At 64.2% G+C, this 5,567-nt stretch carries 7 protein-coding genes and 1 pseudogene; 7 read left to right on the top strand and 1 reads right to left on the bottom strand.

All coding sequences use genetic code 11. From position 1 onward, the window contains the following. The first annotated feature begins 90 nt into the window (after positions 1–90). The 5 genes and pseudogenes from JCM19049_RS07515 to rplI all read left to right on the top strand — a co-directional run bounded on the left by JCM19049_RS07515 (position 91) and on the right by rplI (position 2,687). Positions 91–732, top strand: coding sequence for an SGNH hydrolase domain-containing protein (locus tag JCM19049_RS07515; RefSeq protein WP_054821274.1), 642 nt, complete (start codon positions 91–93; stop codon positions 730–732). Between the two features lie 258 nt (positions 733–990). Continuing rightward, positions 991–1,287: a 30S ribosomal protein S6 gene (rpsF, locus tag JCM19049_RS07520; protein ID WP_054821275.1), complete on the top strand. Its 297-nt coding sequence runs from the start codon at positions 991–993 to the stop codon at positions 1,285–1,287. A 59-nt stretch (positions 1,288–1,346) separates the two neighbouring features. Further along, positions 1,347–1,910: a single-stranded DNA-binding protein gene (locus tag JCM19049_RS07525; protein WP_054821276.1), complete on the top strand. Its 564-nt coding sequence runs from the start codon at positions 1,347–1,349 to the stop codon at positions 1,908–1,910. A gap of 62 nt (positions 1,911–1,972) precedes the next feature. After that, entirely contained in the window at positions 1,973–2,212 is a 240-nt protein-coding gene (rpsR, locus tag JCM19049_RS07530) for a 30S ribosomal protein S18 (protein ID WP_013350683.1), read from the top strand. Between the two features lie 17 nt (positions 2,213–2,229). Then, a pseudogene (rplI, locus tag JCM19049_RS07535) lies at positions 2,230–2,687 on the top strand (50S ribosomal protein L9). A 138-nt stretch (positions 2,688–2,825) separates the two neighbouring features. Here the strand turns inward: rplI and JCM19049_RS07540 are convergent. Then, on the bottom strand, positions 2,826–3,263 hold the full coding sequence (locus tag JCM19049_RS07540) for a PaaI family thioesterase (RefSeq protein WP_054821277.1): 438 nt from the start codon (positions 3,261–3,263) through the stop codon (positions 2,826–2,828). A gap of 360 nt (positions 3,264–3,623) precedes the next feature. Here JCM19049_RS07540 and JCM19049_RS07545 point away from each other — a divergent pair, with 360 nt between their 5' ends. After that, positions 3,624–5,165 carry an acetyl-CoA hydrolase/transferase family protein gene (locus tag JCM19049_RS07545; protein ID WP_279402693.1) on the top strand — a complete coding sequence of 514 codons (1,542 nt, stop codon included), beginning with the start codon at positions 3,624–3,626 and terminating at the stop codon, positions 5,163–5,165. A gap of 21 nt (positions 5,166–5,186) precedes the next feature. Beyond that, a partial coding sequence (locus JCM19049_RS07550; protein WP_279402694.1) for a hypothetical protein occupies positions 5,187–5,567 on the top strand: 381 nt, incomplete at its 3' end.

Raw genomic sequence — 5,567 nt, forward strand, 5'->3', positions numbered from 1 at the left:
CGCCGGCGCCCCGGCGCTGTTGCCCCGCCAAAACCAGATCGTCCCCATCCCGGCCACGGCCGAGCAGGACCAGCCACAACTGGGTCCTGCGTGCAGGAACCACAGTCAACCTCGATCACCGAATGTGAATCCGGCAGCCCGCAGGCCACCTTCACCGTGGCCCTGGTCGGTGATTCCCACGCCGCCCACTGGTATGAGGCCTTGCACGCTCATGCCGCCCAGCGGGGCTGGAGGGTAATCACCTACTTGAAGAACTCCTGTCCCTACAGTGCGGGCGAGCGAACGGCCGAACGGCAGGGGAGCATCAGCTGCCGGCAGGCCACCGAACAGACCACGAAACTGCTCACCTCCCGCACGGACATCGACGCCGTCGTCACCGCGAACTGGGCGGGGGCCGAGTTCGTCGGTGACCCGGCACAGGGGTACGCGCAACTCTGGGGCGAGCTGGAGGATGCCGGGCTGGATGTCTTTGCCGTGGTGGACACCCCGCGCCCGGGAACAAAGCAGTATGCCCGGGACTGCGTGCAGCAGCATCAGCAGGATCTGTCGCGCTGCTCCGTTGCGCGCTCCAAGGCCTTCGAACGGGGGGACGTGACACGCGAAGCGGCGGCCAGGGAACCGCGCGTGCAGGTCCTGGACTTCAGTGACCAGTTCTGCATTGCACAACGGTGCCCGGCCGTGATCGGCAACGTGCTGGTCTACCGGGACAAGCACCATATTTCCGACACCTAAATGCGCACCCTGGCACCGGTGTTCGGCCAGCGCCTGGAGGCCGCCCTGGACGGCCGCTAGACGCGAACCAGGGCGCCATGCGGATCATCGAACATGATCTGGGCCACCCGCGCATCCCCGGCCGCCGGGAATCGGGTAGGATTGGAAAGTCTGTGCTGCATCGTGCCCAAAAAGCGGGCACGGGAGGCATTGGATAACGCAAAGAACCTCCTGTTGCGGAAATACCGTGACCGTTTAGCCCAAAGGAGGTGGGTTCACATGCGTGCTTATGAACTCATGGTCCTCATCGACCCCGAGGTCGACGACCGTACCGTGGAACCGACCATCGAGAAGTACCTCGAGGTCATCCGCTCCGCCGGCGGCTCGATCGACAACGTTGACATCTGGGGCCGTCGCAAGATGGCTTACGAGATTCAGAAGAAGTCCGAAGCCATCTACATTGTAGTGAACTACAAGTCGGAGCCGGCCGCTTCCTCGGAACTCGAGCGTCAGCTGAAGCTTAACGAGCAGATCCTGCGCCACAAGGTCACTCGTCCGGAAGAAGCCCGCGTCTAATTACGCGAGCAGCATTTCCACTTCGTAAGAACAACGTTCGAACAACCTGAGGAGAGAGCATGGCAGGCGAGACTGTAATTACCGTGATCGGAAACCTGACCGCCGACCCGGAACTGCGTTTCACGCCCTCCGGATCCGCCGTCGCGAACTTCACGATCGCTTCGACTCCGCGCACCTTCGACCGCCAGACCAATGAGTGGAAGGACGGCGAAGCCCTGTTCCTTCGTGCATCGGTGTGGCGTGAAGCCGCAGAGAACGTTGCCGAGTCGCTGACCAAGGGCATGCGCGTCATCGCCCAGGGCCGGCTGCGCTCACGTTCTTACGACACCAAGGAAGGCGAACGCCGCACCGTCATGGAGCTGGAGGTCGACGAGATCGGCCCCTCGCTGCGCTTCGCTTCGGCCAAGGTCACCCGCACCCAGCGCTCCGGCGGCGGAGGCGGCGGCTTTGGCGGCGGTGGAGGCTTCTCCAACGCCCCGCAGCAAAGTGCCCCACAGCAGCAGCAACAGCAGCAGGGTGGCGGATGGAATGCACCATCCAACGACCCGTGGAGCACCGGCGGCTCAAGCGGCGGCAACCATGGCGGCTGGGGCAATCCCGGCAGCGACGAACCGCCTTTCTAACCACTATTTATTCACCATCCCGCAGAGGAATCTGCGGGCTCCCAAACTAAAGGAGCTCCACGATGGCTAAGGCTGAAATCCGTAAGCCCAAACCAAAGTCCAACCCCTTGAAGGCCGCTGACATCACCGTCATCGACTACAAGGACACCGCACTGCTGCGCAAGTTCATCTCCGACCGCGGCAAGATCCGCGCTCGTCGTGTGACCGGCGTGTCCGTGCAGGAACAGCGCAAGATCGCTCAGGCTATCAAGAATGCCCGCGAAGTGGCCCTGCTGCCTTACTCCGGCGCTGGCCGCGGTTAAGGAAGAGGGATACCACCATGGCAAAGATCATTCTGACTAATGAAGTATCCGGTCTTGGTACCGCTGGCGACATCGTCGAGGTCAAGAACGGCTACGCACGCAACTACCTGCTGCCCCGCGGCCACGCAATCGTGTGGACCAAGGGAGGCGAGAAGCAGGTGGAGTCGATCAAGGCTGCACGTGCCGCTCGCGCCATCGCGAACCTCGAGGACGCGCAGGAACTGGCTGCCAAGCTGAAGTCCCAGCCGGTCAAGGTGACCGTCAAGCTGGCGCCACCGGTCGCCTGTTCGGCACCGTGCGCACCGCCGACGTCGCCAACGCCGTTGAGGCTGCTGGCCTGGGCAAGCTGGACAAGCGCAGCATCCAGCTGACCGAGTCGATCAAGTCGACCGGCAACTACACCGCCACCGTTCGTCTGCACGACGACGTCAGCGCCAACCTGCGCCTGCAGGTCGTCGCTGCGGCCAAGAAGTAAGTCTTCTCGACCACTTCTGTACAGCGGTGCCTGCTTTCCTTCGGGAAGGCAGGCCACCCGCTGACGTTTAACGGCCTCCCGACAAGCGGCAGGGCGGGAATCTTAAATCACCTGTGACAAGGGATTCTCGTGGAAGGACTACTGCCCGGAATCCTGTGGCGCCGGAATGTTCTGGGTGCGCAGTTGCCCGCGGGCCAGGTCCTTGCCGCTGTCGACGTCGGTGATGATTACTTCCCACAACTGCTGGGTCCGGCCCTGGAAGAGGGCCCGGGCCGTGACCCGCACCTGGGCGGCACTGGTGGGCCGCAGGAAGTCCGTGGCATTGTGCACCCCTACGGCGAACTGCTGCCGGTCGGCCACCGCGTAGCTGGCCCCGACGCTGCCGGCGGTTTCCACCATCGAGGCGTACACGCCCCCGTGCACCACGCCCCACGGGGTATGGTGCTCCTCGCCCAGTTGCGCGTGCCCGGTGACTGAGGTACTGCTGACCTCGTCAATGATCAGGCCGGTGGCTTCGGTGAATCGGCTGTTCCGGCGCATCTGCGAAAGCAGTGGGTCCGAGGCGGTGTCATCCATCTAAGGCTCCTAATGGTGGTGGCTCACATTCTTTGGCCGGCCTGAACGGCCGGCCCTTGTTGGAAGCTAGCCTATGCGCTGGCACGGCGCACCACGGCATTTTTGCAGCACAGGGAGTCCACATCGGCTGTGGGCCACTTCAAGTGCGCGCGTGTCCGGGATCATGTCCTGGCAACATGGCGCGTAACGAGCGGCACATTCACTGTCCTCTTACCGCAGATTCACTACTTTCCAGCGAGCAGTTCGCCCCCTCACCTTCCATGGCGCACGAAAAGAGGAATCATCCCCGCCGACGGCGATAGAGTGTTTCGCTGGGATACGCCACACCGTCGTACGTATCGATCGCAGAGAGGACCACCCGTGCACCACAGAATTCACCACCGTGCATTCACCGACCGCCTGATGAGTGCCGCTGACGCGGCACGGCTGGTCCAGCCGGGCATGACCGTAGCCATGAGCGGCTTCACCGGTGCCGGATACCCCAAGGCTGTGCCCGGCGCGCTGGCCGAACACATGCAGCAGGCCCATGATGCGGGTCAGGCCTTCAGGATCAACGTGCTGACCGGCGCATCCACCGCCCCGGAACTGGACGGGGTGCTGGCCAAGGCCGACGGCATGAACCTGCGCCTGCCCTACATGTCGGATCCGGAGCTGCGCCGACGCATCAATGACGGCGAGATGGAATACATGGACATCCACCTCTCCCACGTCGCCCAGCACGCCTGGTTCGGCTTCTACGGCAAGATCGACTTGGCGATCGTCGAGGTCGTGGGGGTGACCGCCGAGGGACAGCTGATCCCCTCCTCCTCGGTCGGCAACAACAAGACCTGGCTGGAGATGGCCGACAAGGTGATCATCGAGGTCAACGAGGAACAGTCTGCGGCCATGGACGGGATGCACGACATCTACTACGGCACCGCCCTGCCCCCGCACCGCCAGCCGGTGCCGATCACCACGGTCAAGGACCGCATCGGCCAGCCCTACCTGGACGTGGACGTCTCCAAGGTCATCGCCGTGGTGGAGACCAAGGCCCCGGACCGGCTCTCACCCTTCGCCCCGGTGGATGCAACCAGCGAGAAGATCGCGGACCACCTGCTGGACTTCCTGGACCATGAGATCCGTGCCGGGCGGCTGACCGAGAAGCTGCTGCCCATCCAGTCCGGCGTCGGGAACATCGCCAACGCGGTGCTGGCCGGCCTGTCCCGCGGCGGCTACAAGGGGCTGCAGTCCTACACCGAGGTGATCCAGGACGGGATGCTCAGCCTGATCAAGGACGGCACCCTGGAATTCGCCTCCGCCACCAGCTTCTCGCTCTCCGAGGCCGGGATCGCCGAGTTCAACCAGAACGTGGACTACTACCGGGAACGGATCCTGCTGCGCCCGCAGGAGATGAGCAACCACCCCGAGGTGATCCGCCGGCTGGGCTGCATCGCACTGAACGGGATGATCGAGGCGGACATCTACGGCAACGTGAACTCCACCAACGTGGTCGGCTCCCACGTCATGAACGGCATCGGCGGTTCGGGGGACTTCGCCCGCAACGGCTACCTGTCGGTGTTCATGTCCCCCTCCATCGCCAAGGGCGGGAAGATCTCCGGGATCGTGCCGATGGCCAGCCACGTGGACCACACCGAGCACGACACCATGATCCTGATTACCGAACAGGGCCTGGCGGACCTGCGCGGTCTCTCACCCAAGCAGCGGGCCCAGGTGATCATCGATAACTGCGCGCACCCGGACTACCGCCCGATGCTGCAGGACTACTTCGACCGGGCCCGGAAGAACAGCTATGGCAAGCACACCCCGCACCTGCTCGATGAGGCGCTGTCCTGGCACCAGCGCTACATCGAGACCGGGGACATGCAGCCGGTGCGTTCGGGGCTGCTGGCCGACGCACGCTAGCACGCCGGGCATACTGGGAGAATGAGCCGAAAAAACGGGTTGATCCTGGCCGGCCTGCTGCCGGTGTTGCTGGTGCTTCCCCCGCTGCCCGGCTACCTGATCCAGCTGCTGCAGTCGGCCACCGGTGAAGCCGTATTCTCCGCCGGCACCGGGTTGGGGGAGCTGATGCTCAACCCCCTGCGCCTGGTGGGCGCACTGCTGGCCGTGGCGTGGGCCGCGGCGCTGGCGCACCTGGATCCCCGACTGCCGTCCGGATGGCGGTATGTGGGCGCGTTCGTGGGCTGCGGGATCCTTTATGTGCTGCCGATCTGGCTGGGCGCCTTCGGCGCGGACCTTGGCTGGGTGGATTTGTGGGTGCTGGCGGGCACCGCCAGCTGGTATGAGTGGATGCAGCTGCACGCC

The organism is Arthrobacter sp. JCM 19049 (assembly GCF_001310435.1).

Excerpts from the sequence above, each read along its gene's own strand:
- rpsF (WP_054821275.1), top strand. The coding sequence starts at position 991 with ATGCGTGCTTATGAACTCATGGTCCTCATCGACCCCGAGGTCGACGAC.
- JCM19049_RS07525 (WP_054821276.1), top strand. The coding sequence starts at position 1,347 with ATGGCAGGCGAGACTGTAATTACCGTGATCGGAAACCTGACCGCCGAC.
- rpsR (WP_013350683.1), top strand. The coding sequence starts at position 1,973 with ATGGCTAAGGCTGAAATCCGTAAGCCCAAACCAAAGTCCAACCCCTTG.
- JCM19049_RS07540 (WP_054821277.1), bottom strand. The coding sequence starts at position 3,263 with ATGGATGACACCGCCTCGGACCCACTGCTTTCGCAGATGCGCCGGAAC.